Origin of the sequence: Mycobacterium sp. 852002-51152_SCH6134967 (genome assembly GCF_001667105.1) — a bacterium.
Taxonomy (GTDB): domain Bacteria; phylum Actinomycetota; class Actinomycetes; order Mycobacteriales; family Mycobacteriaceae; genus Mycobacterium; species Mycobacterium neumannii_A.
This window is the reverse complement of sequence record NZ_LZIK01000064.1, coordinates 61,581-85,145: the sequence shown is the minus strand read 5'-3', so window position 1 is coordinate 85,145 and position 23,565 is coordinate 61,581. Positions and strand designations below refer to the sequence as shown.

At 60.6% G+C, this 23,565-nt stretch carries 16 protein-coding genes; 10 read left to right on the top strand and 6 right to left on the bottom strand.

Going from position 1 to position 23,565, the window contains the following annotated elements:
* Positions 1–297: 297 nt before the first annotated feature.
* The gene (gene asnB, locus A5790_RS20580; RefSeq protein WP_197696850.1) at positions 298–2,283 is read right to left on the bottom strand and encodes an asparagine synthase B; all 1,986 of its coding nucleotides are present in this window, start codon (positions 2,281–2,283) and stop codon (positions 298–300) included.
* A gap of 53 nt (positions 2,284–2,336) precedes the next feature.
* Between asnB and A5790_RS20575 the strand changes: the two genes are divergently transcribed.
* The 3 genes from A5790_RS20575 (at position 2,337) to A5790_RS20565 (ending at position 6,595) form a co-directional block, all read left to right on the top strand.
* Complete coding sequence (locus tag A5790_RS20575) at positions 2,337–3,815, top strand: VOC family protein (RefSeq protein ID WP_126315817.1); 1,479 nt, start codon at positions 2,337–2,339, stop codon at positions 3,813–3,815.
* 163 nt (positions 3,816–3,978) lie between these two features.
* The gene (locus tag A5790_RS20570; RefSeq protein WP_066848583.1) at positions 3,979–4,971 is read left to right on the top strand and encodes a sulfotransferase family protein; all 993 of its coding nucleotides are present in this window, start codon (positions 3,979–3,981) and stop codon (positions 4,969–4,971) included.
* Between the two features lie 43 nt (positions 4,972–5,014).
* Positions 5,015–6,595, top strand: a complete 1,581-nt coding sequence (locus tag A5790_RS20565; protein WP_082961827.1) for an MFS transporter — start codon at positions 5,015–5,017, stop codon at positions 6,593–6,595.
* A gap of 57 nt (positions 6,596–6,652) precedes the next feature.
* Here the strand turns inward: A5790_RS20565 and A5790_RS20560 are convergent, their stop codons facing one another.
* Positions 6,653–7,627, bottom strand: coding sequence for a TauD/TfdA family dioxygenase (locus tag A5790_RS20560; protein ID WP_197696849.1), 975 nt, complete (start codon positions 7,625–7,627; stop codon positions 6,653–6,655).
* Between the two features lie 455 nt (positions 7,628–8,082).
* On the opposite strand from A5790_RS20560, the gene A5790_RS20555 reads away from it, so the two are divergent.
* Both A5790_RS20555 and A5790_RS20550 read left to right on the top strand, forming a co-directional pair.
* Complete coding sequence (locus A5790_RS20555) at positions 8,083–8,964, top strand: cupin-like domain-containing protein (protein ID WP_066848529.1); 882 nt, start codon at positions 8,083–8,085, stop codon at positions 8,962–8,964.
* 89 nt (positions 8,965–9,053) lie between these two features.
* Complete coding sequence (locus tag A5790_RS20550; RefSeq protein WP_082961824.1) at positions 9,054–10,025, top strand: FkbM family methyltransferase; 972 nt, start codon at positions 9,054–9,056, stop codon at positions 10,023–10,025.
* 406 nt (positions 10,026–10,431) lie between these two features.
* Here the strand turns inward: A5790_RS20550 and A5790_RS20545 are convergent, their stop codons facing one another.
* Entirely contained in the window at positions 10,432–11,424 is a 993-nt protein-coding gene (locus tag A5790_RS20545) for an FkbM family methyltransferase (protein ID WP_082961823.1), read from the bottom strand.
* A 345-nt stretch (positions 11,425–11,769) separates the two neighbouring features.
* Between A5790_RS20545 and A5790_RS20540 the strand changes: the two genes are divergently transcribed.
* Entirely contained in the window at positions 11,770–13,332 is a 1,563-nt protein-coding gene (locus A5790_RS20540) for an MFS transporter (RefSeq protein ID WP_197696848.1), read from the top strand.
* Positions 13,333–13,517: 185 nt separating this feature from the next.
* On the opposite strand, the gene A5790_RS26535 is transcribed toward A5790_RS20540, so the two are convergent.
* Entirely contained in the window at positions 13,518–14,072 is a 555-nt protein-coding gene (locus A5790_RS26535; protein ID WP_197696847.1) for a methyltransferase domain-containing protein, read from the bottom strand.
* Between the two features lie 834 nt (positions 14,073–14,906).
* On the opposite strand from A5790_RS26535, the gene A5790_RS20530 reads away from it, so the two are divergent.
* A complete protein-coding gene (locus tag A5790_RS20530; protein WP_082961821.1) occupies positions 14,907–16,205 on the top strand; it encodes a glycosyltransferase in 1,299 nt (432 codons plus the stop codon).
* Positions 16,206–16,260: 55 nt separating this feature from the next.
* The gene (locus A5790_RS25565; RefSeq protein WP_082961831.1) at positions 16,261–16,980 is read left to right on the top strand and encodes a polysaccharide deacetylase family protein; all 720 of its coding nucleotides are present in this window, start codon (positions 16,261–16,263) and stop codon (positions 16,978–16,980) included.
* A gap of 319 nt (positions 16,981–17,299) precedes the next feature.
* Here A5790_RS25565 and A5790_RS20520 read toward each other — a convergent pair whose 3' ends face one another.
* Together A5790_RS20520 and A5790_RS20515 are read right to left on the bottom strand one after the other, a co-directional pair.
* Positions 17,300–18,715 carry a hypothetical protein gene (locus A5790_RS20520; protein WP_369829806.1) on the bottom strand — a complete coding sequence of 472 codons (1,416 nt, stop codon included), beginning with the start codon at positions 18,713–18,715 and terminating at the stop codon, positions 17,300–17,302.
* 183 nt (positions 18,716–18,898) lie between these two features.
* Positions 18,899–20,167 (bottom strand): glycosyltransferase, encoded by a 1,269-nt coding sequence (locus A5790_RS20515; protein ID WP_066848516.1) that lies wholly within the window; start codon positions 20,165–20,167, stop codon positions 18,899–18,901.
* Positions 20,168–20,454: 287 nt separating this feature from the next.
* Here A5790_RS20515 and A5790_RS20510 point away from each other — a divergent pair, with 287 nt between their 5' ends.
* Together A5790_RS20510 and A5790_RS20505 are read left to right on the top strand one after the other, a co-directional pair.
* On the top strand, positions 20,455–21,771 hold the full coding sequence (locus A5790_RS20510) for a glycosyltransferase (RefSeq protein ID WP_082961830.1): 1,317 nt from the start codon (positions 20,455–20,457) through the stop codon (positions 21,769–21,771).
* Positions 21,772–21,859: 88 nt separating this feature from the next.
* Complete coding sequence (locus A5790_RS20505) at positions 21,860–22,666, top strand: TylF/MycF/NovP-related O-methyltransferase (protein ID WP_066848510.1); 807 nt, start codon at positions 21,860–21,862, stop codon at positions 22,664–22,666.
* Positions 22,667–23,565 lie beyond the last annotated feature (899 nt).

Genomic DNA, 23,565 nt, shown 5'->3' with positions numbered 1-23,565 from the left:
GGTGTCGCGGTGGGAGATTCGAGGGCTCGTGTTCCTTGTGGCAAGACCTTCGCGGACCCATCTCGTCGAAACTCGGCTGTTGCCGTCTACCGCCCCACAGGTGGGCGATAGGCGGGCATGCCGAACATCAAGCCTCGCTTGGCGATTGACTCACTCGGTGAGGACAAGCACGCGGACCTGATGGTTGGGGGGGACCAGGGGGTGTTGATTGAGACCGCAGATCATGCGGACAGAAGGCTCGGGGTCATCCAGTCGTACTCTGACGCCGCTCGCAGAGTCCGTTTTTGCGCTCCGTCCCTACGCATTGGCAATCGCAACCTGATGGACGCCGAGCACCGCACGGCCCGACGGGTCAGCGTTCTTCGCAAAGCTCATATCCCAAGCGATCGCGGCCGGAGTGCTGCACGCGATACTTGGCCCTCCAGGAACGCAGGCCGCTGCGGCGCGACCGGGAAAGTGCGATTCAAATATCTCCCGGTACATGTACGCCTCTTTGGTTGCCGGGGGATTGTCCGGGAAACGGTATCGCGCACTTTGCATCTGGCTATCGGACACTTGAGCCTCTGCGGTCGCCTTCAGCGAGTCGATCCACCGATAGCCCACGCCGTCGGAGAACTGTTCCTTCTGTCGCCAGAGGATCTCATCGGGCAGACGTCCTTCGAAGGCTTTACGCAACGGCCACTTCTCCATTCTGCCCTGGCCGACCATCTTCTCGCTGGGATCGAAAGACATTGCGATGTCGAGGAACTCGCGGTCAAGGAACGGCACCCGGATCTCGACCCCCCACGCAGCGGCGGCTTTGTTGGCTCGGAGGCAGTCATACTTGTGAAGCAGATCGAGTTTGCGGATGGTTTCTTCATGGAATTCGCGGGCGCCGGGAGCCTTATGGAAGTAGAGGTATCCACCGAAGACCTCGTCGGCGCCTTCGCCCGACAGGACCATCTTGATCCCCATCGCCTTGATCCGTCGCATCATCAGATACATCGGAGTCGAAGCGCGGATGCTCGTGACGTCGTATGTCTCGATGTGGTAGATCACATCCCAGAGCGCATCAATGCCCTCTTGCACCGTGAACTGGAACTCATGGTGCACGGTGCCGATCGCCGTCGCGACCTTTCGGGCGGCGGCGAGGTCGGGAGAGCCTTCGAGGCCGATGCAGAACGAATGCAACCGAGGCCACCAGGCCTGCGTCCGGTCGCCGTCTTCGATTCGGTTCTCGGCGAATCCAGCGGTTACCGCCGATATGACGGACGAGTCGAGCCCCCCCGAGATCAAGACGCCGTACGGAACGTCGGACATCAACTGCTGATGAACGGCGGCTTCGAGTCCCGTTCGCAAACCAGCGATGTCGAGGGGCTGCCCGGATACGGCCGAGAAGTCGCGCCAATCGGGGTCGTAGTAACGCCGGGGTTGGTCGAGGCCGCGTGTCAGGTAGTGGCCGGGCGGAAAGTCCTCGATGTGTCGGCAGTATCGGATCAGCGCCTTCATCTCCGAGGCGACATACAGGTTCCCATGTTCGTCCCGACCGGTGTAGAGCGGGATGACACCAATGGGATCCCGGGCGACGAGGAAATCGCCGGCTCGCTTGTCGTAGAGGACGAACGCGAAGATTCCGCTCAGGCGATTGAGGAAGTCGGTTCCGTACCGCTTGTAGAGCGGGATGATCGACTCACAATCCGACGCGGTCTTGAACGGGTAATCGCGGAATTCAGCTCGCAGGCTTCGATGGTTGTAGATTTCGCCGTTCACTGCAAGCACGAGCTCGACGGCCTGATCCGTCAAGGGCTGGGCACCGTGCTCCACGTCGACGATCGACAACCGCTCGTGGGCGAGGACCGCATTCTCGTCGGCGTAGATCCCGCTCCAGTCCGGACCTCGATGGCGCAGCAGGCGAGCCATCGTAACGGCCCGTTCACGCAGTACACGGGGATCACCTTGGACGTCGAGAATAGAAGCGATTCCGCACATGAGCCCCCCAATCTGAGCCGGCCGCAAACACGACCAGCAAAAGCGTACTGTGCGAGCTGGCTCCCTGAGTTGTCGATTTCGGAAATGCCGGCCCTCCGGAGCAAAGAAAATCGTCGGCAGGGTTCCGCGTCGGACGCCAAATGCTGCGTGCAGACGAACGCGCGATCTTCTCAGACGACTTCCGTTCAGCAATCTTGCATGCTCGCCGGTGTCGCAACATGCCCCCAACGCGATGTCGATCCGGTCGAGTCCTCTCCACTGACCGAGACATCGAAGTCGCGGCTCGCATCGACCGTGCTGGTTGAAGGCTTGCACGACGGCTCAATTCATCGAACTCCGCAGAAGACGCCCGCTGAAGGAGGACCGAGGTGACGGACAGCGTTGTTGAGGGGCTCGTATCGGTCGAACTCGTTTCGGCTGATCCGGAGAAGCTCGTTGATTTTTATCGTCGGACTTTGGGCATCAGATTTCATCGGGAGGTCTACGGATACCCGCGTCCCTATTACCTGAGCACGGGCGCTATCGGTCGTGGGCTGGTGATTCACGACGTCAATAGTTTTCGACCCGGTTCCGCCAACCCGGGGACGGCTCGCTTCCTCCTGCAAATCCAGGACATGGAGGACTTGAAAGAACGACTGAGGCGGCACGACATCCAACTTGAGGAACCGCCGAGGAATTTGGGATTCGAGCGCCTTCCGTGGTTCAGCTACTGGGGAAGATGGCTTCTCTCGATAAAGGATCCCGAGGGAAACGTCGTGATTTTTCGTCAGTTTCAAGAGGAGCTCCCGGAATCCCGCCGTGGAATGATTCGGCACGCAATGGCATCAACGTTCACCGATTTCAAGACCGTTCTGAACTTCAAGATCGTCGACCGCCTGGTGTATCGCCTGGGTTCGATACGGGTGCGCAACAGGGATCTCACGGACTACACCCACATCGTGGCGTCCCGGGAAGGGCTGTACGCGGTCAACGGGCGGGAGTGGATGAAGATCATGAGCGGGGTGTTCTTCGGTGTGACCATCAAGAACGGATCCATCTACTGCTACCAAGCGCATGACATCTACGACACCGGAATCCTTCTGAGTCGCATACAGCTGCGGGGCAAACCGTTACAACTACGAGGCAAACTGCTTGGCCGCGTAATCAAGTTGGAGGTCGAGAACAATCGAATTCGTCGCGAATCGGTTGTCATCGAGGGTCTGCACACCAATTGTCACCAGATGGATTTCATCGGCGACAAACTGCATGTCATAGATACTTTCTGCCAAAGAATCCTGCGCTTCAATGAGGACTTCGAGTTGGAGGAGGAGTTCTACCCCCTTGGCGACGAATTCGCCAGCTACAAAACCGGACCCGATCGTTACATAATCCCGGGGGGGAAGTACGTCCATATCAACTCCATCGTCGCTGAACAAGGGTCCATCTATCTCCTGTTGCAGAACGGGTTGGCGAACGGCAAATTCAGTGAGTTGGTGCAAACGGACGAAAACTTCGAGGTGAAAAACAGATTCACCGTTCCCGGTGCGGGCTGTCACAACGTTGTTTTCCTCGAAGACGGTGAATGGCTGATTTGCGATTCACGCGGGGGCAATCTCGTCAACCGTCACGGTGTGGTGGTCCACGTGGGCGAACTGCTCACGCGCGGACTTTCGGTGGACAAGCACGTTGTGGTTGTCGGAGAGTCCGGATACGCAACCAGATTAGGCAGACGCTATGTCCCTGGCAATGTGCACTTCTTCGATCGAAGCTACAACCACTTGTCGAGTCTGCGCTTACCGGCAGCGCCAACCGATATCCGCCGGATCGACGGTCAAGATCTGTCGCTGTCGAACGTCACCGAGCTCTAGGCCCGACTCTGTCTAGAGGTATGAGAACCGGAACGCAGCTAATCACCAAGGAGGCCGATATGCGAAAGAGTCCATCCGGTAACTACCGGTTGGTGGCGAGATTCGGGGACGTCGGGAAGTTGCTGAAGACAATGGGGGGACCAAGGTGGAAGAAGATCTGAAGATGGAATACCCGGCACCTGTAGAAATGAAGGCGCGTCGGGTAGTTCTCTTCGTGTTGGGCCAAGGCCGGTCGGGAACCTCGGCGCTGGCGCGGGTGCTGTCGCTGTGCGGAGGTGCGCTCCCAGCCGACGTAAGGCCCGCTGATGATCACAATCCGCGGGGCTATTGGGAGCCCCGCGCGACACTCGTTCTCAACGAGACGATCTTGCGCCGACACGGCAGCGCGGGGTTTGATCCGTCGCTGCGGCTGCTAGAGGATGGTGCCTTCGACACAGCCGAGAAGGCTGGCTGGAAGGCCAAGATCGGTGCGTTTCTCTCTGAACTGCCGGATGGGCCGCTCGTGGTCATCAAAGACACACACATAACCGCACTCTGTGATCTGTGGTTCGAAGCAGCCCGTGCACAGAATCTGGACGTTGCGGCGGTGATTGCATTGCGCCACCCGCAAGAGGTGATCGCGTCGCTAGCGGCAGCGGGTCCGACCACACCCGAGCTCGCAAGCGCCCTGTGGCTGAAAAATTGCCTCTTGGCTGAGCGGAACACGCGTGGCGTAGCGCGAGTGTTCGTCGACTATGCCAACCTCCTCGAAGACTGGCGCCGGGAGGTGTCGCGGATATCGGCGGCCATCGGCTGTGAACTGAAGGCCGGTGACGACGAGGCAATAGACGAGTTCCTCGCACCAAGTCTTCGGCGCCAGCGTTACACCGGGCCGGTGACCGAGCGCTTCGGCGCAGACTGGATGTCTGCGGCCTACGACGCGATGTGCGCGGCTGCCCGGGATGAGGTCTGGGACAGCGCTGTGCTGGACCGCGTTTTCGAGGCTTTCCGGGCGAGCGAACATGACTTCCGGACGGCATTCGAGAATTCGCGCGATCTATGGGCGATCGGCGCCGACCGCGCCTACTCGAATTCCTTGCTGTACCGCTTGTCGGTTCTGAGAATGCTCCGCGCCCCCCGAGCGATGGTCAACCGGCACAAGGGCCCTCACACTTGACCGGTCTGCCGCGGCACACAGATTAGCTGTAGGGTGATCGACTATGGCGTCTCTCAACGATGGAGAGCGGGTAGCTACGCACTCAAATGACGAGAGCGCAGTACATCTGGGCTCGACCGCCATCGATCCAACGACGCGGAGCGGCGGGAAAAAATTCGTCCCTGCTTTGCTGAGGTCCCGACGGTTCGTCGCCGTCATCCTAGCGATCGGCGGCACCCAACTGATGGCGTCAATGGACGGCCCGGTGGTGATCCTCGCCCTCTTCACGATTCAAAATGAACTGGGCCTGTCAGACGGTATGCGCAGTTGGGTCATCACCGCTTACGTACTCACATTCGGCGGCCTGATGTTGGTCGGTGGTCGGCTCGGGGACACCATCGGCCGGAAGCGCACCTTCATCATCGGGGTTGCGCTGTTCACGCTCGCCTCAGCCATGTGCGCGATCGCTTGGAACGGCGGAGCCCTTGTGCTCGCCCGTCTGGTGCACGGCGCAGCGGCGGCGATCATTGCGCCGACGTGCATGGCCCTGGTCGCGACGACCTTCCCCAAGGGGCCGGTACGCAATGCTGCGACGGCGGTGCTGGGCGCAATGATCGGAATCGGCTCGGTAATGGGCTTGGTGTTGGGCGGAATGCTCACCGACATGTCGTGGCGACTGGTGTTTTGGGTCAACGTGCCCATTGGACTGGTTGTGATTTTCGTGGCCCGCGCGATGCTGCAGGAAACGCAGAAGGAGCGGATGAAGCTTGACGTCGCAGGAGCGGTACTGGCCACGCTGATATGCACCGCGGCAGTCTTCGGATTGTCGATGGGACCGGAAAACGGGTGGCTGTCGGCCTTGACCATCGGCTCCCTTGCGGTGGCTCTTGCCGCTCTTCTGGTGTTCGTCGTGGTCGAGCGCAACGCCGAGACTCCCGTCGTACCTTTCAGCCTGTTCTCCGATCGCAATCGGCTGGCGACCTACGCATCAATGTTTCTCTCCGGCGGGACGGGCTTTACGCTGGCCGTGCTCATCGCGCTGTATGTGCAGGACGTCATGGGCTACAGCCCGCTGCAGGCAGGCATCAGTTTCATTCCGTTTGCCCTCGCACAGGCAATCGGTATGGGGGCATCGTCGCAGGTGGTGAAGTGGTTCCCACCGCGGATAGTGGTGATAGCGGGCGCCATCTTGCTGTTGGGTGCGATGCTGTATGGCTCCACGCTCAATCGCGACGTGCCGTATTTTCCGAATCTGGTGGTACCGCTCGTAGTCGGGGGGATCGGCTTGGGCCTGCTCGAAATCCCGCTCATGCTCTCGCTGATCGCCAGTGTGGGCTCGGACCGGATAGGGCCCGCTTCTGCCGTCGCCGTGATGGTGAGGATGATCGGAGGCCCACTTGTGCTGGTTGTCATCCAGGCCGTCATCACATTGCGCACGCTGCACTACGGTGGGGTCACCGGGCCGGTGGTGTCCATGAATGACGCCCAGTTGAGTGCACTGGATCGCGGCTTCACTGATGGTTTGCTGGGGATAGCCGTGGTGGTGGTCCTGTTGGCGACGGTGGTGATGTTCGTGGGCTACACGGCGGAACAAGTGGCGCGGGCGCAGGAAGCGAAGAAGGCGAACGACGCCGCCAAGCCCTAGGGCATCTGCCGGGTTAGCTGGTGGTGCGGTTGCCAGCGGGAGCCGAAGACGTCACCGCTATCTCTGGGACCAAGGTTCTGCCATGCCGACCACGATCTTGCGGGGCGGCTTGTACGTGTCCCGGCTGTGGGCGACGAGCATGTTGTCGAGCATCATGATGTCGCCTTCCTTCCACGGTATCGAAACCGTTTCTGCGTCGTAGGCGGCGCGCAGTTCATCCAAGGCCTCCGGCTCGATTTCCTCGCCGTCGCCGTAATAGGTGTTGTTCGGCAGGTTCTCTTTCCCCATCGACAGCAACGCCTCGGCAACCATTGGATCCAGCGTGGAGACGTGGAAAAAGGTGAGGTGGTTGAACCACGTCTTTTCGCCCGTCTCGGGGTGTGTTGCGGACACCGGTCGGCGCTGCCGAGTAGTCAGTTCGTCGGCCGCGCCCCACGTGAGGTCGATGTCGTTGTCGGCGCAGTACCGTTCGACGTCAGCGCGGTCCGATGTCTGGAAGGCTTCCTGCCAGCTGACGCCGAGTGTCGGCGTGAAGTGGCGGACGTACAGGTAATCCCGCTCCTCCAGCCTTTGGCGAAGTTCGGGTGAGATCCGCCGGTAGATGTTACGACTGTCGGCTATCGGGGTGGCGCCTCCGCTGGCCGGTGGTATCACGCAATGGAAGAAGAGGCGCAGCGGCCAGGTCTTGCTGTACGACGATTCGTTATGGAGCGGAATCCGCGTGTGCGGAGGGTAGTCGGTCGACGTGTAGACACGGTCGGCAACCTCGTGCCGAGGCGATGTCCTGCCGACGTAGGGGAGTGGCTCGCCCGACACAGCAGCGATGAACTTGCGGAAAGCCTCGACCGATGCTCCGGTGAATCCTCGAAAGACGATGCCCCCGTGGCGAAGTAGGAGTTCAAGAAGCGGCGCACGCTGTGCTTCCGCCCAAGCCACGACGTCCAGCCCATCTCTAGTTGGCTCTATGATGAGCGGAAGCGGCGGTCCCGGAACAATTTTTGCGTCCGTCAACGTCAAGACTTCGGATTCCACGTCGATCCCTCCCTCACTCGACGGCCCACTCGAAGCCCGTGTGTGAATCCCCGGTAGCGGTCACTGTGATCGAGGCCAGGATGCCGGCAACCTCGAGTGGCCGTTCGCGTCAGGCTACTACGGCGAATGTTGCATTTCTGCGCTTTGCCGGTCAGGTCGAATATCGACGGGCCGAACCGTTGCGGTCACCATTTCGTTGAGTTCGTGAGCACGCGCGCGTCAATCTGTCAACGGGGTCACCCCCCGTTGACGTGCTCGGTCGAGCGAGGGTTTACTGGTGGGCACCACGGGTGAACGTCCGCACGAATCGAGCCGACAGGACCGGCGTAGAAGATTTGCACGGTCCGCCCGACAACCCGGCACTGCACGATCGCTGAGAACCGTAGTGGCTGCATTGCGTGTGGTAGTTTGCCACGATTGCGGTGCAGGATCGCCGCTCCATAGGGAGGGAACGCTTGTTCGACGTCAGTAACACCTTCGAGGTGCCCAGGGTGGAATGCCCCAGCCGCGATGAACTGGAGGAGCATTTCATCGGCCCACAGCGCCCGGTTGTCATCTCCGGAGCGACGCAGGGCTGGCCGGCGCTGGAGCGGTGGACAAACGACTACCTCACGGAGAAGATCGGTGCCCGCCCGCTAAGCCCCTCCAAGGTCACTACTGCGGGCACTCACATCCCCGACGCGAAAAGCGGGACCATGGCGAGTGCGTCTGAGATGAAGTTCGCGGAATACATAGACCTGCTTGCAAGCGGCGCCATCTCGGACGGCGAGCTTTACGCCGTGCAACTCCCCATCGAGACGGCCCTGCCCGAACTCTGGCCCGATGTCCGATTTCCCGCTTTCGTCAACGAGGACAAGTTCGCGGCAGTCAACCTCTGGTTCGGCCCGGGCAACAATTTCACGTCACTGCATTACGACTATGCCGACAACTTCCTCACCCAGGTCCGCGGTAAGAAGCAAGTGATGCTCTGCCCTCCTCAGGAGATTGCCCGCGTCTATCCCTACCCTTTCGGTTACATCGGCAACAACCTCTCCCGGGTCAACGTGGCCGACCCGGATTTGTCTGAATTCCCCGATTGGGCCGACGCCGACCGCGCTGTCGTCGAGCTCGGGCCGGGCGACATGCTCTATATACCGTTGTTCTGGTGGCACGCCGTGTGGGGCGTCGGCGAGAACATGTCGATCAACTACTGGTGGCAGTCCAGCTATGCCAATTTTCTGAAGCACCCTCGCCAGACGGCCCGATGGCTCGGAAGCGTTGCTGCTGGCGTTCGCGGCGCCGCCAGTCAGGTGGTGCAGAACGTCGCAAGCAGCGCAGGACTCCAGACCGTCCGCTGAAATCGGAGCTTCGGGAAGCGCGGGACCGCGACGCAAGGGTCTCGGTATCGACTACGTCCGTTCGACCTCGCTCGGGTTAGGTTGCAGAAATGATCAAGGCACTGATCCTGCCGCTGGGGCGTCGCTACATGCGACTTCTCCATACCGACAGCGAACACGTCGGTGCTGTTGGTCGATGGGTTCGAGCGCTGCTGATGATATTGCCGTTCTTCGCAGTGGCATTTCCATTGTGGATTCGTGCCGCTTTATGGGGGCCGCTGACCGTGGACACCACCACCGAAGATGGCATCCGTATTCGGTGCCGGCTTCAAGACGGTATTCAGATCTACATTTACCTGTTCGGTACCGCCTGGGAGCCCGATCTCACCGCATTTCTGCGCCGACGGCTTCGTCCGGGTGACACTTTCATTGACGTCGGCGCTCATATCGGGTGCTTGACCGCACTGACCGCCGGATTGGTTGGACCGCGCGGCACCGTGGTGGCAATCGAACCGTGCCCTGTGGTGATTCCCTGGCTGAAAGAGACTGTGACGAGGAACGAACTCACGAACGTGCGCATGGTCGACGCCGCGGTATCGGATGGCGATCACGAGCTTCCTCTGTTCTTGGGGCCGAACTGGAACCTCGGCGAGACCTCCACGGTCGCACGCCCCAAGCTCCGCGAACATGGCCAGGTACGGGCAGCACCGCTCGGTTCACTCTTGACCCGCGAAGAGCTGGCGAACGCGCGCATGATCAAGATCGACGTGGAGGGTGGCGAGGATCGCGTGCTCGCCGGCATATTGGCGTCCATCGACGCCCTTGCCGACGACGTTGAACTGGTGGTTGAACTGTCACCAACCTGGTGGAGCGATCCAGGACTTCGGCCGATTGACGTGCTGCAACCTTTCCTCGAACTCGGCTTTCACGTCTACTTGCTGCCGAACGACTACTTGCCGTGGCGTTATCTGTGGCCTAGGGACGTCCGCGCGCCGCAGAGGCTCCGCGACCTCTCGGAACTGGAGCAGCGCGTATTTCGGCTCGATATCGTGCTATCGCGGCGCGACGCCGACACGTTGTGACTCGGCTGGGAGTCCGCCTGTCACGCGTCTTGCGTAGGGTAGATGTCTAGGCAGACAGCTACCTTTCATATCGAGCATCACCGCTGAACTCGATCCCCAAGACACTCGGCTGCTTTGCCTCGAAAGACAACGCGTTGACCTTAATTCGAAGTATGCCTCGGTACGCCAAGGTTCTTCGCGCGCAACACAATCCATTTCCATTCAAGCGGAGTCGCTGGCGGCTGATTCTCGACCCTAGGCCGTGATATGTCACCCGGCATGAGATCGAAATCGGATAAGCAATATGCGAAAGCACAAGGGGTACTCCGGAACTCGTAGAAGGTGTCCGGCTCGGACGGATCGGCTGATCGATGCCCGCACAACCGTCCGCATACACAAAGGAGGCTGGCATGCGTCTACAGTCGGGTCATAGTGCATCGGTATCGCGTCGTGACAGCACGATGTCGAAGTGCGATTTGCGGCCCAGTACTGTCAGGTCGTGGACGCGCTTTGGCCGGTCGACATCCCTCGGCCACAGGTACCGCCAGGGCCGGTAGTCGTTCGGCATCAGATAGACGTTGAAACCGCGATCAACGAAGGGTCGCAAGACATCATCTGGCGTCAGCGTCTGATCGCTCCACCAAATTGGTGACAGTTCAACCATCAATTCTGCGTCGGAGGCGAGCTCGTCAACGGACGCCGAAATGCCGGCGAGCACGCGGTCCTCACCGCCCTCCACGTCGATCTTGATCAGGATTGCAGTCGCCAGTTCCTCGCGGCCCACGAGTGCGTCGAGCGGTGCCGCTCGAACTCGGCCCTCTTCCGGGAACCCCTTGTGAGCGACAGTTGATGTAAGGCCAGTGTTGTAGCTTGGCCCTGCGAACAGCGGGATTTCGTCATCGTGGTCTGACACCGCGGCGGTCACCACGCGTACGTTCGCCAACGCGTTCGTCGACACTGTCTCGCGGAGCGCGGCAATGGCTCGAGGGGAGGGCTCGATCGCCACTACGGTACCGCCGGGACCAACTAGCTTAGCGGCCAATGCGCTTAGGCATCCGATGTTGGCGCCGACGTCGATGAAGGTGTCGCCCGGCTGCAACCGGCGCCGCATGAACGCTGCTATATCGGGTTCCCAGGTGCCGAACAAATAAAGATACATCTGGATAATATCGGGCAAGCCGCAACGATGGCGTATGCCATCTTCAGTAGTGCAGTGAACGATTAGCGGGCCCCTCAATGCGGCACGCAGATACAGCCACACGACGACCGCGAAGAATGGCACAACGAGTGGAACCGCGCGAACCCAGCGCTCGGCGACGCCAACGCTTTCTTTATCGGTATGAAGAATTCTGATATATCTCCGCCACAGAGCGACGATTCGCTGGCCGATCAATCGGGTGACCCAGCATTCTTTTCCCATGCAGTTCGGATCCGTACGCTCCGATGCAAGATCAGTGATCCGGCGCTGCCCCCTGATAGCGATGTGAACTCCGTGTACGCCAACGCGTGCCCCTAGTGACCCCGAGCCCGAACGCGGGCCGCCGAACGATTCGACTCATCTTAATCAAACACACAACATCCGATTAGGGAGGCGGATTGCTCCGGTGGGAGACAGCGAACAGCTGGCACCCGGCTAAGAGGTCGTAACCGACGACTTCAACGAGCTAAGAGTGACTCTGAGAGCTTCACTGAACCTGATAGCCCCTCGCAGGCCCAGGAATCCCCACCATGATTGCTGTAGCGTAGTTCGCTATGACGGCCGGCAATGAGGCAGCGCGACGTCGTGGACGGTAGGGCAGTAGAAAACCGCGGCCCCATGTTCTCCGCGTCGGCGACGCAGAGCGATACGAGCGGGTTTCTTCAGACTCCGATGTCGCGTCGCGGCTTCATCGCAGCGGTCGTGGTTATCAGCGGCATGGGGCTGCTCGCCGCGATGGACGGCACCATCGCGATCTTCGCTCTACCGAAAATCCAGAGCGAGCTCGGCCTCTCCGACGCCGCGCGAGGGTGGGTGATTACCGCTTATGTGCTGACGTTCGGGGGGTTGATGTTGCTCGGCGGCCGCCTCGGCGACACCTTCGGGCGAAAGCGCACCTTTATCGTCGCGACCGCCCTTTTCACCATCGCCTCAGCGACGTGCGGGCTTGCGTGGAACGCGGCCAGCCTCCTCTCGGGACGACTACTGCAGGGCGTCGCCGCAGGCATCCTCGCGCCGACGTGTCTGGCGCTGATAGCGACTACGTTCCCGAAGGGGCCCGGCCGCAACGCTGCGACTGCGATTTGTGGGGCGACGAACGGGGTCAGCGCGGTGTTCGCCCTGACGGTGGGCGGCGCCCTGACCGATGTGTCATGGCGGATCATCTTCATAGCCAACGTGCCGCTCGGGGTAGCGGTGATTTGGTTGGCACGCACGGCGCTGCGGGAGACCCAGACGAAAAGAATGAAGCTCGACGTCATGGGTGCGTTGCTGACCACCTTGATCTGTGTGGCGGTGGTCTTCGGCTTATCGGTAGCGCCGCAGGCGGGTTGGCTGTCGGCGATGACGATCGGTTCGTGGGCGCTTGCACTTGGCGCCGCCGTCGCCTTCGTCCTGGTTGAGCGGCGGGCAGAGAACCCAATCGTGCCCTTCGACCTATTCTTCGACCGGAACCGATTGGCGACCTTCGCGACCATCTTCTTAGCCGGCGGGGTGCTGTTCAGCCTGACGGTACTCGTCGCCTTGTACGTACAGCAGATTCTGAGGTACACCACCCTGCACGCGGGCGTCGCATTTATCCCGTTCGTCTTTGCTGTCAGCTTCGGAATGTGGGCTTCGTCGCAGCTGGTGATGCGGTTCTCCCCTCGGGTAGTGACGATCGGCGGTGGCTCTCTCGTGGGGGGTGCGGCACTGGCGAGCAGCCTGACACTTCACGCCGGCATCCCATATTTTCCGCATTTGGTCGTGCCACTCATCGTCGGCGCAATTGGTATCGGAATGGCGAACCTCCCCCTGATGCTCTCCGCAATAGCGAGTGTCGGGGAAGACCGGATCGGGCCCACATCCGCAATTGCGCTGATGCTGTCGACGCTCGGAGGACCTGTGGTGCTAGCCGGAATCCAGGCTGTGATCACTTTGCGCACTTTGTCGCTGGGTGGAATCGACGGTCCGGTTGAGTTTATGAGCGACGCTCAATTGCATGCGCTGGACCAAGGTATCACTTACGGCCTGCTCTGGTTAGCAGGGCTCTGCCTGTTCGTCGGCGCTATTGCGTGGCGTATTCGTTACACCGCCGAGCAGGTGGCGCACGCACAAGAGGTCAAGAAAGCAATCGACGCCGGCGATGTGTAGGTTCCCGACGCTGGCCATTGAGTCAGTTCGTCTCACCAGGTCTTGGCTTTGCTGTGAGTCGGACGCATGCGGGTAAATAGGTGCGTCTTGACAGCATTATCGCCGCTGCCGACCATTGATCTACTTGACTCAGATCGCCGTTGGGCCGTGAATTCCATAGAAGAGAGTCCTATGGCATCAAGAGATTACCTAGGACGGCATAGACGAATATCCCACTCCAATCCGTTAGCCCCTCGACACCGAACCTCATCAACGAGTTTCACATGCGCTCTGGAGTGACGCCACGTTTTCAGGCCTGCGGGATTCCTGAATGTCGATATTATGAACGAGCCATTTGAGTTGAGGAAGCGCTCATAGTGTTTCAAGACTGCGACAGGCGTGGAAGAGTAGTAAAGCACTTCGTTGAAGATAACGACGTCGAACTTTTGGCTTGGGACATACGCACTCGCGTCGGCCACTTCGAATTGGGCCTGCGGCCTCGCCCGACGCGCTTTCTCAATTGCGACTCTTGATAGATCGATACCCACGTACCGTTGAACACCATCACGGTATACCCAATCGACGAGCTCACCGCCTCCGCAACCCACATCCAATATACTTTCAAGCGGTTGCAAGAATTTCGTGAAGCCGGCAATGATAGCGTAACGGGGCATTTCGGCTAAAGTTGCAAGATAATCCCAATCGCCTTCGGAGTATTGACGATCCCACGCTGCCTCATCAATTGAGGGAGGTGCCACCATATACGATAACGGTGGCACGGCTGCTCGAATAAGCATTGGGTGTCGAAGGACGAATGATAGAAACTTCTTCGAGCTGACGCCCTTCAACGAGTCTTGTTGACTATACGTTCTAGATCCTGGCATATCGATATCGGCCCTTTGTTGATGGATGTTACGACGCATGACGCAATCGAACGTTACCTCGGCAAGTCTGGCACTTGCAGTCGAGCAGGGACTGTGGCAATTCGTTTCTGCGGCCTCTATCGTGGCGCGCTACGCCCGCCAGCGCCTGAAGCCGGATTCTGCCTGGCATCGCGTTTCGGGTGCTCACGTGGTTATCGGGGACTATCGCGGGCGCTGTTGTCGCAGCTGGGGCGATCATTCACGATGTCCGGGCTTGACGAGTACCCTCGCGACAACGTCGCCTACAGGTGACACACTCCGATCGAAGGCCTGCGGCTGCTGAGGGCCCAGGTCAAACACGAAAAATCTCCGGCGTTCGAACACCAGCGGGCAGGGGATCAAGAACTCCGAGACGCCTTCGAAGTAGCAGCAGATGATGAACAAATGCCGCGTGTCGCTCGCGGCTGCGCAACAGGCGACCGCCATGTGCATTTCCTGCAGGATGCCGCATGCGGATTCGCGATTTCTTGGGATCCCCCACTTAAGCGGTTGGGAGCGTGGCCGCTCGGGTGTAATTGCAAGGGAAACTAATGCGTCGAAACTAATGTGTCGCGACCACCACAATGCTTTCCGGGTGACAGCGCGATCATCAGGTTGTGGAATACGGTGCAGTGGGTATAGTGGCCCCCATCGCGGCAGCCATCGAGAGGTGGCCGCACAGGGGGAGCGATCGTGCATTTTGTTTTGGCAAGCTATGGCACCCGCGGGGACGTCGAACCGTGCGCTGCGCTGGGACGCGAACTGGCGTCGCGCGGCCATGAGTTGCGAATGGCAGTCCCGCCCAACCTCGTGGGCTTATGCGAATCGGCAGGGCTCAATGCGGTCGCCTATGGATCCGATTCGCAAGCCACCTTGCAATCAGATTTCTTCCAGAACTTATGGAAGGGTTTCCCACGCAATCTCTTCACCAGGGAATTAGCAAGGTCGTGGCGGGAAACGATAAGTACGGTAGAAAAGCATTGGCCGGAGTTGACCAGGACACTCGCATCGCTAGCCGACGAAGCCGACTTGCTGTTGAGCGGCCATATTTACGAGCACGTCGCTGCGAACGTCGCAGAGTATCACGGAATCCCGTTCGCGACGCTGCATCCCATTCCATTGAGGCCGAACGGCCAGTGGATCCCTTGCTTACCCCCGCCGGTCGTCCGATCTGGGCTCCATGTGTTGGACTGGATGAACTGGCTCGGCATAAAGAAGCTCGAGGCTAGGCAGCGCAGTGAACTCGAATTGCCCCGGGCGACAATTCCTGCAACGCGGCGGATTGCGGAACGGGGGTCTTTGGAGATACAGGCGTTCGACGCAATTTGCTACCCGGGACTAGCGGCGGAATGGGCGCGGTGGCAGGATCAGCGTCCCTTCGTGGGGGCGCTGACGATGGGTCTGTCAACGGACGACGATGAAGACGTTGCATCATGGATTGCCGCAGGAACGCCACCGATCTATTTCGGATTTGGGAGCATGCCGACCAAGTCTCCCGACGACACGATCGCCATGATCACCGCCGCATGCGCGGAGTTGGGTGAGCGGCTCTTGGTCTGCTCAGGTTGCAATGACTTCGAACAAGTTGCATCCTCGGCCGAAGTCAAGGTGGTGAACGCAGTCTCTCACCCGTCCGTCTTTCCGGCTTGCCGCGCGGTAGTACACCACGGTGGCGCGGGAACCTTCGCCGCCAGCCTCCGTGCCGGAGTACCCTCGCTGATCCTTTGGTCGCACACCGATGGGCAGGTATTCGGAGCGCACCTCAAGCGAATGGGGGTGGGCACTGCGCGCCGGTTCTCGGCTACTAACGCTGAAACGTTGGCCGCGGACCTCCGAAAGATCCTCGCTCCGCAATACGTTGCCCAGGCTCAAGAAATCGCCAGCCGTATGACAAAGCCCGCCGATAGCGTTGCCATCGCCGCCGATCTCCTTGAAAAGTGGGCGTGCACCGGGCGTACCGGCGGAAACCCGTCCGGCGACCTGCGGCGTTGATCGCGTGCTGGGGCTCCTTGTGCGAAGTACGACACCAGCAGACCATGGGAGGGTGATGACAACGACGTTGCGGTGGGCAGGTGTGGCGGCGCTGACGTCGGCGTTGGGGTATGCGCTGCCGTCTTTGACAGCCTTCCCGCAGGTGCTCAAATGGCTGCCGCGCTTAGCCGGGCGAGGCCGGTCGGGTCATGTCGCGCTGACCTTCGACGATGGTCCCGACCCGCACGGCACGCCAGAAATCCTGGACATCCTCGCGCAGCTTGAAGTAAAAGCAACGTTCTTCGTACTGGGGGAGCAGGTGGCAAAACGCCCCGACATCGCAGGGCGCTTGGTCGCGGAGGGCCATGAGATCGCTCTTCATGGGTGGGATCACCGCAACAGCTTGCTGGTGCCGCCTCGTCAGCTACGAGCCGGATTGGTCAGGGCCATTGATGAAATCGTGACGGCCACAGGGGTGCGGCCCGTGTGGTATCGGCCGCCGTATGGGATCCCGACGGCTGCGACGTTTTGGGCTGGCAGGAATCTTGGTTTGACCCCAGTGCTCTGGGACGCGTGCGGACGCGATTGGCGTGCAGAGGCCACCGCTGAAGACGTAGTACGCGATGTGATGCACGATGCGCGTAGTGGCAGCACGGTGTTGCTGCACGACAGTGACTACACAGCGGCTCCTGGTTCATGGAAAGTGACGGCCTCAGCGCTCAGGCCGCTGGTCGGGCGGCTTCGCGAGGATGAGTTAACGATAGGTCCGTTACGCGACCACCTGGTGAGGTCTTGACCAGATACCGCGACCTGCCGTTCGATCGCTCGCCCGAGAATGTTGTCCGCTCAAGTACGGTCTTGCACCGCGGTAGCGGGCACCTGCGCTGCCTTGCCTCTCCGAGTCCATCCTCGCGGATGGCGGCGGAGTCCTCGCTTCAGTGAGTTGCCATTGAACAAGACGGGGCCCGCGGTGGGCTCAGCGGTGCCAACACCGGGGTGGGTAGGAGCAAGAAACCATCTACCCGGATCGCGATGACGAGATCGAGGCCCCAGAGTCGCGGTAGCTGAGCCGATATTTACCGCGCCGGGTCTTGCATCGGGACACTAGAACGGCATTACTCGATCCTGCCGGCCAATCCGAACTCGGCGAGGGTCCCCGCGGCCAACTCGCGCAGAGCGGGTTTCGTGTTCTCGAAACCCGGTTGGTACGCGTCCACACTGATGATGAAGCTGCCCGGGATGCGCAAGGACTGCAAAATCAGCTGGCCACCGGTTCGCTCGAGCCATTGCCGCGTTTCGCGTTGCGCAGTCACGCGCGCGGTGGCGTACTCGGCGTCAGTACCGTCGAGGCGGTTCACAACCGAACCGACGTCGCCGAGATTAGAACAGAACACCGGGTGATCCGGGTCGGCCACCGTCGCTTCGTTCATCCGTCTCAACGCCCGCTTCGGCGTGAACGAGAGAAGCCAAGCTAGTTGCAAGGACTCGTCGTGCTTCTCCCGCAGAGTTTTCAGCTCCTGTCTGATCGCTGCGCGGATGTCACGTAGATCCGTAGTCACTCCGGTCGGGTCAACGCTGACGCGCCCAATCAACATCGCATTGGCTCGCGTATCGCCTTCGACGCGGTCGCTCATGGGGAGTTGCAACGTCACGGCTCCGTCAACGGCACGGCGGCGCCCCAAGTGTTCACCGAGCTTCGCGGCGAATCCCGCCGTTAGGGTGTTACTCGTTCCGCCCAGCGCATCCGCACGGGCATCCCAGTCTGCGAGATCAATGCGCATCGTGATGCCCGGCACGACGAGAGTGTCGTCGTCCGCGGCCCTACGAAGGGGCGTTGGCGCCGGCCGCAGTGATGGTGATTGGGCAGTCTCGCGCCGGCGCTGGCGGGCAAGTCTCGCCGCCAAACGGACCGCCCGGGCAACCTCGGATGAGTCCCGGACCGTTTGCCGGGCGTCACGTGCCACTGCGCGTAGTCGACGAGGTGATTGCGGACATGGGTAGGGAAGTTCGCGCGTGTTCCCTAGGAGCGCATCAACTACCACAGCGGCCAGCCCGAGACCGTCGATAAGGTAGTGAGAAACCACGAGGCTGACCGCGGTTGAGCCATCTTCCAGGGGCAGAACTCCGAGATGCCAACCCGGCCCGCTCTCGGGATCGATAGTCATTTGCGATCGTTCATCGACCCAGTCGCCGAGAGCAACCCGGGGGCGGGGGCGCTCTTCGATATCGAACGCCCAAGGCCCACGATCCAAAACCCACCGGTGCCAGCCGAATGGTAGCGGCGACCGCTCGATGCGCCGTCCCAAAAGTCCGTTACCCAGGTTGGAATGAAAGCTTCTCACGCGGTCGAAGTCGATGGCGTGCTCGTAAACCCACACACACTGGATCACTAGATTCCGGCCGATCCCACGATGCTGTGTGAACAAGCCGTGGTCTATGAGCGCGAGCCGATTGTCCAGCCCCGCAGAGATTGTCGGTTCGAGAGCAGCAGTCGACGTCCTGGCACGCGAGTTGGGGGCCTGCATCATCATCAGCTCTGAACCGTGCCAACCGAATGGTTCACTTGAGATCGGGTACGTCTTGAGACGGGGTACGGCACAGCAAGGGACGATGCAGACATCATGAATGCGCACCAATTCATGGTGTGAGGGTACCGATGAGCCCAGCTGTTGTGTGGCGAACCCTGGCGTCGCGCTTCCGGCGGCCCGTGCCAATCAACACGTCGAGCGCAGGCGAGCGAAGTCCTCGACGAGATCGGCAGCGACCACAACGCCTTCGGCGGGATCGGTCATCTGGGCCGCCATCTCGCGGGCGCGTGAAACGTACTGTCTATCGAGGATGATGCGTAGGTCGGCTAGCAGTGAATCCGAGGTGATAGTCGAAAAGCGCCGCTTTGAACCGACTTTCAGTTCTTTGACCCGAACTCCCCAGAGAGTCTGATCGAGGTCTGTGGAAAGAATCAACTGCGGGATTCCGGCACGCAGGGCCAACGCCGTCGTGCCTGCGCCGCCGTGGTGGACGACCGCGCGGCATGCCGAGAAGGCGGCCGCGTAATTGGTCGCACCGACCACCTTGACGTCCTCCAGGTGCGCCACGGGGGAAGGGTCCATTCCAGCGGCGCAAATCAGCGCCCGCTCGCCCAGTTGCGTACAGGTCGCGGTGATCATGGCGAGTATGTCAGCGGCGGATTCCACCGGCACACTGCCGAATCCGAAGAAAATCGGCGGCTTGCCTGCACCAATCCAAGACGCAACCTCTGGATCGGTATCGGTCGGCTGGTTCATCGTCAGTGCTCCGACGAACGGTCGTTGTCCGGCGAAATTCGCCCACTCTTCTGCCAATCCGGGAAAGCATGCCTTCTCATAGGCCTGTATCTCAAGCGATCCACGCTCGGTGATCTGTTGCGTGTAGGGCAGCATCGCCTCGGGCAGTCCCAGTTCGCGGCGCTGTGCGTTTACCACCTCTTTGGTCCCGCGCCAGATCATCCGTTCGTGCGCCAGCATTATCGAGCGGCGGAATCGTGCCGGCAGGAACGTGAGCAGTTTGCCGTTGGGGCGTATTGGAAAATAATGCAGGGTGGCCAAGGGAATGTCGTAATACTCCGCAACGCTACCGGCGACCTCCTCGAAAACCAGCCCGGTGAAGAGCAGGTCGGCGTCTTTCGCCAGCGACGTCAGCGTCCTACTCAGCTCTGGCCAGGCCCGAGCTTTGGGTTCCCATGCTTGGCGCGACAATCTGCTCACTTCGCGGATTCGCCAGGGCTCGTGAAAAGACCTTCTATAGAAGGTCCAGTGCGCGTCGAGCATTTCCTGCGGATCCGGACCGAGGGCGGTCGCGCTGAGCCCCGCCGACTCGACGAAGCCAACCAGGTTGGGGGGGACGGCCATGTGCACCTGGTGCCCGCGGTGCAGCAGCTCGCGGCCAACTGCGGCGCAGGGCTCCACATCGCCGCGCGTCCCGTAGCAGGCCACCAGGAATTTCATCGCGTCCTACCCTCTCATTTTTGTGCGGAGCCTTTCACTGTTGTTGCTGAGACGCAACGCGCCGACGCGCTGCGGCCCCAATTTGATGGGCAGCGTTAAGCCAAGCGGAATGGCCGGACATGGTCCGGCCGGCATGAGGCGACCAGATCGACCCTGCTTGTGTCGATGGGTGGAAGTACCGGAGGCAGCTGAGTCGAGCGTGGCTCAGATGTAGCCCTCGGGCGCACTGGCGACCCCGGAGGTAATCTCTGTCCACGCGACCAAAGGCGGGATGGATGGCTCAATCGATGCAATTCGTGCTGGCGAGCTACGGAAGTCGTGGCGATGTGGAGCCCTGCGTTGCGGTCGGCCAGGAGTTGCTACGCCGCGGACACCGGGTGCGTTTGGCGGTGGCACCTGACATGGTGGATTTTGTCGAGTCCGTCGGCCTCGAGGCGGTCGGGTATGGGCCGAACGCGCGTTTGTGGCAGGACGTCCATCGTGAATTCCAGGCGCGAATGTCCCGTCCCTGGAAGGTTGCGGACCTGCGGAGACTGTGGCGTGAGAATCGTGCGCTGTTGGGCCAATACCTTGAAGAGGCGAACTCCACATTGATGGGGCTGGCCAAGGACGCCGACCTGCTGCTAACCGGCCCTCTCGGGGAAGATGTCGCGGCCAACGTCGCTGAGTACTACGGTATCCCGCTGGCGGTGATCCAGTTCGTCCCTATGCGAGCTAACGGGCGGGTGTTCGAGCGCGCGGTGACGAAGTTCGGTGAGTGGGTCCAGTGGAGGGTGCTTTACAAAAAGGCCGAAGACAAGCAACGCGGCGAACTCGGTCTGCCCAAGGCGACGGCGCCTGCCCCACGCAGGATCACCGGGTCGCTGGAGATTCAGGCGTACGACGAGGTTTGGTTTCCCGGATTGGCAGCCGAATGGGGCGCAAGACGGCCGTTTATCGGCACGTTGACCATGCAGTTGCCAACTGACGCCGACGCGGATATTGCTTCGTGGATCGCCGCGGGAAGCCCGCCGATTTACTTCGGCTTCGGCAGCATCCCCGTCGACCTGGTCGAGTCCGCTGACGACGTCTTCGCCATGATTACGGACGCATGCGCGGAGTTGGGTGAACGGGCACTTATTTGCTCTGGCTGGAGCGGCTTCAGGGAAATGCAGTCCGACAGCGTCAAGGTTGTCTCCGTGATGAATCATTCGGCGGTTTTTCCGGTCTGTCGTGCCGTCGTTCACCATGGCGGCTCGGGGACCACGGCCGCGGGCTTGCGTGCCGGGGTCCCGACGTTGATTCTCTCGACTTGGCCTGAGCAGGCGAGTTGGGGCGCGCAGGTGAAACGCCTGAAAGTCGGCACAACCCGGCCCTTTTCAGACATCAGCCGCGAATCACTGGTTGAGGACCTTCGGACAATCCTGGCGCCGGGAATCGTCACCCGGGCCCGCGAGGTCGCCGCTCGAATGACCAATCCCGCCGAAAGCGTTGCCAATGCAGCCGATCTTCTGGAGCGTGAAGGGCTGTCGAAGGCACCCCACGCTGACGCGCGTGAAGCGCCTGAGGCTGCAGGGACCCGGAAGGTTGATGGTGTCGGGCAGCCTACCGGTGAACAAAGTTGAGGTGTGATGGGGTAGGCGTCCACACCCCATCCAGCACCGTGCGCAATGATTGCGTCTCGAAACCTTTGCGTCAGAGGAGGAAGACTCGATGAGCAAGCCAACGATGCCTGTCGTCGCGGACTATGTCACGTCGCGGATCGTTCGCCGAATCCGTGCGTGGGACTCGCGCCACAAGTTCGTTGATCTGGATGAATCCACGCAGAACATCATCCGCGAAGTCGACCCGTACACTCTGACCTCCAGCGATCGTGTTGCCGCTTTGTGCACGAGTGTCGATTACATTGTCGACCACGACATTCCGGGAGCGATCGTCGAGTGCGGAGTCTGGCGCGGCGGAAGTCTGCTGGCGATGCTGCTGCGCCTCCGTCAACGTGGCATCGTCGGCCGCGACATCTACGGGTATGACGTGTGGGCCGGCATGGGGCCGTCCGGTTTCCCGTACCAACCCACTGACGAAGACGTGCTCTTCAACGGCACATCGGTTCAGAGTTCCATGAACCCGGGCCGTCTCGGCAAGACAATTTACGAGCGAATAATGCCGAAATTCACCCACTTCAAGCCTTCGCGCGATGACGTCTATGCTCTGTTGACCTCAACCGGATACCCCCCGGAGCGGATCCACCTCGTAGCTGGCCCTGTTGAGGACACTATCCCCGCGCACGCGCCCGACACGATAGCGCTATTGCGCCTCGACACCGACCTATACGAGTCGACGCGCCACGAACTCGAGCATCTCTACCCGCGAATTCCAGTCGGCGGAGTGTTGGTCATCGACGATTACGGATACTGGAAGGGTGCTCGCAAGGCCGTCGACGACTATTTCGAGGGACATCGCATTTTGCTGCATCGCGACGGCCCGTCAGTTCGATTCGCCATCAAGCAGCAGGAGCGCTGAGTCAACGGCTCGGTACATTGCCGACGTGAAGGTAAATCGGAGACACCCAGTGCCAGGCGTCGGTCAACAATACGGCGTTGAAGCGCAGTTGGAAACTCTGCACTGCTTTCCCGATCACGTCCGCCCATCGGAGTTCAGCAAACTGCGGCCACAGCTGAGGGTGCGCAAATGCCGCCTGGGAGAGCATGGTTCGATCATGAAGAGTGGGTGCCCAACATTCTCGGGTGCTCGCAATGACATCGTGAATGGCGCCTGTAGGGCGGCTAACGGCTAACTGCTCTATTCGTAAACGCACCATTGACAATGGGTCGATTCTGACCAAGCGGTTTCAAGACTTCGTTTGCACATCGCCCCTCCAGGTGATTGCAGGACTCGCTTCGTGAGTCGAACTGCGGTCGCGCAACCATAGCGGGAGCAGTCTTCTAGGGGATCTCATTCGGTCACCGCGCGGAAGCCGATGAGTTCACTGAGCCTAGGAAAGTCGGGACCCGTCAAGCCGCCGGCACGCGGTCCGAACTGGCCCATCACCGCAGGCGATAGCGGTTCGCGACCCGGATGCTCCTGATGCTAAGCTGTGAAGCGCATAACACCTAGAGACTTTGCTGAATCGCATCACAGATCTGGCTCGGCTTAGTATGGTTCGGAACAGTCCCACTCGCAAAAGTAAATCTGGAGAGCTGTGAGCATCGACCCGTTCGACTGCCCCAACGGTGGTTTGTCGTTTCGACCAGCGGTGAGCGCTGCAGCCTGTTCCTTGTCTTTGGGTGTGTCACGACCTGCTGATGAGCGGTTCACGGCAAAGTCGAGCGCCCTGCGCCTTGGACTGCTTCCGACAGGACTTCGCACGCGAATCAAAAGGTCTGCGCGAGAGGCTCGGCGGGGGGCCAGACTCCGATGAG